The 1,944-nt window shown below is 56.0% G+C and carries 2 protein-coding genes; one reads left to right on the top strand and one right to left on the bottom strand.

Annotated features, from left to right (window positions below; genetic code table 11):
- Nucleotides 1–545, top strand: a 545-nt coding sequence (locus AWB66_RS35050; RefSeq protein ID WP_327355879.1) for a hypothetical protein, incomplete at its 5' end; no start/stop codon positions are given.
- 278 nt (nt 546–823) lie between these two features.
- Here AWB66_RS35050 and AWB66_RS32340 read toward each other — a convergent pair.
- A complete protein-coding gene (locus tag AWB66_RS32340; RefSeq protein WP_087634034.1) occupies nt 824–1,837 on the bottom strand; it encodes a 2-hydroxyacid dehydrogenase in 1,014 nt (337 codons plus the stop codon).
- Nucleotides 1,838–1,944 lie beyond the last annotated feature (107 nt).

Genomic DNA, 1,944 nt, shown 5'->3' with positions numbered 1-1,944 from the left:
GAATCCGCGTTTTACTTCACTTCAAACTGGCGCCATTACGGCGATCATCCCCGGCGTCATTACGCCGATCCGTGACACCCAGCACCATTCATAAATGCGTCGACTTGCCAAAAAGGGAGCAATATACAACTTCGTTATATCGCTTTTTCCGTAACGCCCTAGCCGCTGTTACGGAGAGGTTGTCACAGGCCAAGCGAAGTGGCTCACATGCTGTAAATCCTGAAAGAGTTTTTCGCTCGTGGTTTAAAAACGAAGCATTCTGCGCGGAGGGCATGATGAAACAAGTTGCTATTGCATTGCTTACCGGGGCCATTGCCCTATCGTTTGGTCACAGCGCGTGGGCGCAGGGCAACGCGCCCGCTAGTTCCCCGGCATCCACGGAGCATCCCGATCCCTTAGTGAGAATGCACCAGCAAGTTGCTGCGGCGAATCACCTGTATGATAAAAAGGTCGCTGCTGCGAAAAGGGTTTACGAACACAAGAAGGTGGAAGCCAAGAAAGAGCGCGACGCCGCTATCAAAGCCGCACACGCCACAGCGGGATAAAGTTATCGCACTCTGCGTAGTGACAATGCCTGAAAAGCCTTGGCGGGCGCGGACACAGTTGAACAGCCGTTCCGACTTTGGCTGCGTCATTCATATCCGCCCTTTCTTTTTTCGTCTCGGTATGAAAAGGAAACCTGTTGCACCAACAGCGTGCTAACCGCGCCGTATGAGTCTTTCACGACGGCGCCGCGAAGTTCGCGCCTCAAGAGAGCCGAGCCTGGGCTCGCGCGCGGATGCCATTTCTCCGCAAGCTGTCCGTAAGCAGCTGCGTGCCGCCACTACGCCGTTACCTCGTTCTCTAGCGGTTTGCCCTGCTCGAAGTCGGTGATGCTCTTTAATGTGGTGTCGCAGATCGTCGTCAACGCTTCGTGCGTCAGATATGCCTGATGACCTGTCACGATCACGTTGGGAAACGAGATGAGACGCTGAATGACGTCGTCTGCGATGATTTCATTAGACAGATTCCGAAAGAATAGACTCGCCTCTTGCTCATAGACATCGATGCCGAGCCCGCCGAGCTGGCCGCTCTTCAGCGCTTCAATGACGGCCTGCGTGTCGATCAGCGCGCCGCGGCTCGTATTGATGAGCAACGCTCCGCGTTTCGCGCGCTTAAGCGTTTCTGCATTGATAATGTGATGCGTCGCTGGTGTCAGCGGACAGTGCAGGGAAATGACGTCGGCTTTCTCACCGATCTCGCCCGGCGTCGCATAACGCACTCCGAGTGCCTGGAACTGCGCTGAAGAATGGGGGTCATAGCCAATCACATTGCATCCGAAGCCGAGCATAATCTTTGCGAACACGCAGCCGATCTTGCCGGTGCCGACCACCGCGACGGTTTTGCCACATAGGTCAAATCCAATCAGGCCATCGAGCGAAAAGTTCGACTCGCGCGTGCGATTGTAGGCGCGGTGCACCTTGCGATTGATTGCGAGCAAGAGCGCGACTGCGTGCTCCGCCACGGAGTTGGGTGAATATGTGACGACGCGGGCCACCTTGACGCCCAGCTCCGACGCGGCCTGCAGGTCCACGTTATTGAAACCGGTGCAGCGCAGCGCAAGCAGGCGCGTGCCACCAATGTGCAACGCCTTTAGCACTTCAGCGTCCGCCTTGTCATTGACGAAGACGCATACGGCGCCGTAACCCTCGGCAAGAGAGACCGTGTCCATACTCAGCGACATATCGATGTACTTGAGGTTGTGACCCGCGGCCTTGTTTGACTCGTCCAGATACCGGCGCTCGTAGAGCGTTGAACTGTATAGGAAGGTCTGAACAACCCGTTTTCTGCTTTGGATGTCTAACTGAGCATATTCACAATGAAGATTCCATCGTCATCTGCATCGCGCTGGACTGCTGCCGTTCGCGTCTTGGCAAGCACAGCAGCGCGCTCGCGGTACGCGCT

Source organism: Caballeronia telluris (assembly GCF_001544495.1).
Lineage (GTDB): Bacteria > Pseudomonadota > Gammaproteobacteria > Burkholderiales > Burkholderiaceae > Caballeronia > Caballeronia telluris.
This window is presented reverse-complemented; position numbering and strand designations above follow the sequence as displayed.